The sequence below is a fragment of the Endozoicomonas sp. SESOKO2 genome (assembly GCF_024606245.1).
Taxonomy (GTDB): Bacteria; Pseudomonadota; Gammaproteobacteria; order Pseudomonadales; family Endozoicomonadaceae; genus Endozoicomonas_A.
Window position 1 is genome coordinate 1 of the sequence record NZ_JAHHPQ010000323.1, and the last position, 1920, is coordinate 1920.

Sequence of the window (1920 nt, forward strand, 5' to 3'; positions counted from 1 at the left end):
CACCCCGCTGTTCATCGCTGCCCAGAATGGCCATACCGACATCGTGAAACTCCTGGTCGAGGCCAAAGCAGATCTCAACACCCAGACTAACAGAGGTGCCACCCCGCTGTTCATCGCTGCCCAAGAAAATAACACCGACTGCGTGAAAGTTCTGCTCGAAGCTAAGGCTAATCTCAACGCCGCCTTGTCTAATGGCACAACCCCTCTGCTAATCGCTGCCCAGAAGGGCAATACCGACATCGTGAAACTCCTGATCGAAGCCAAAGCGAATCTCAACGCCCGGACCAAGAATGGCACCACCCCGCTGTCCATCGTTGCCCAGAATGGCCATACTGACATCGTGAAACTCCTGATCGAAGCCAAGGCCGATCTCAACGCCGCCCGGTCGGATGGTGCCACCCCACTGTTCATTGCAGCCCGGGATGGCAATACCGACTGCGTGAAAGCCCTGATCGAAGCCGGGGCAGACCTTAACGCCGCCTTGCCGGATGGCTCCACCCCACTGTTCATCGCAGCCGAGCTGGGCAATACCGACTGCGTGAAAATCCTGATCAACGCCGGGGCAAACCTCAACGCCGCCTTGCCGGATGGCTCCACCCCACTGTCCATAGCGACCGAGGTAGGCAATACCGACTGCGTGAAAGCCCTGACCGAGGTCGGGGCAAGGTAGCAAGGAAGGAAACAAAAGAGAGGCGTTATCTTATCCGGAAAAAACGGCTTCCAGGTGTTAAGGCGATCTTCAGGAAACGCTGAAAAGTCGAGGCCCTGGCAGGGCTGAAAGCTTCTCTGGAGCAGTTGAAAACTGTTAACTGCGTAACTTGCGTTATTTTCTTGATCTATCCTTCCTCTCTGTTCACCAGAATGCAAGGATAGAATGATTAAACACTTACTCTTTGCAACACCGTTGTTACTGATGACATTGTCCGTCGTCTGTCAGGCTCAAACGTTGACAAGACGTTTTGTTGTCGAGCTTGAACAGAAAACAGGTTCTCCCAACCAGAACGTTTCTATAACACCTGAACAGCACACATTGTCGGGTACTTTCTCAGACATTTCCCACACAAACGGTGATGCAAGATCAGATTTACCGTCTAATGAGAAACAAGACAGACTAAACGGTTGCAAGCTAAAAACGACCACCATTGAATCAATTTCGTGGCAATGGCTCTGCGCCACTTGTCTGCTGGTAGGTTACGAACTGATCCTGACCACCAAAAATACCCCAATGAGCTCCGCCTCTTATTCATGGTTGCCTGTAGAATTCGTTGTCACTGCTGGTTGGCTTTTAAAAAATTATTGGAATACCTACTCATCGTCGTTTAATGCGATAAAACAAAAAGAGCTGTGTCAAGTTCACCCATTGGCGGCCATCATTACGATGCCTGGCTCCGGAAATGCCCGGCAACAACACTCGCCGCCAGAGTCATCGGGACAGCGAGCTCAGGAAGTCACGGCCCGCCCTGCAGGCTCTTTCAACAGCTTCCTTTATTCTGACTCTGCCGATGGCAACGGAGACTCACAGCAACATCTGCATACTTTGGGCTTAGATTGTTTCGTCTTTCCCTGTCATGGCCTTTGTCAATTCCGGCCGTCATCCGAGAGCAGTGGGCCCACTGAGTGGTCGATAAATTCAGCAGAACATTCGACAGGCCACACAAGAACAGCGCCAGAACAAAGCTCATGCCCGCATTTAGACAATGAACATTGCCCAGGGTGCGCAAGTCATGTGACTGATACGGGTGTACTACTCATGGATGACATTGCTTGCCTCGCTAACCCCATGGATACTGACGTACCATTGGAGTCCGATCCCTGTCCTATTTGCCTGCTTCACTTCCATGGTCGTGATGCAATACCTGTGGTCCTCAAAACCCAATGTTGTGGCCACCGCTTCGATCTGGACTGTATTTCGAGGTGTTT

2 protein-coding genes are annotated in these 1920 nt (G+C 51.6%); both read left to right on the top strand.

Annotated features, from left to right (window positions below):
* Positions 1 to 670, top strand: a 670-nt coding sequence (locus KDK17_RS07390) for an ankyrin repeat domain-containing protein (protein ID WP_257287732.1), incomplete at its 5' end; no start/stop codon positions are given.
* Between the two features lie 204 nt (positions 671 to 874).
* Positions 875 to 1920 (top strand): hypothetical protein (locus tag KDK17_RS07395; protein ID WP_257287733.1); only part of this gene is annotated, 1046 nt, incomplete at its 3' end.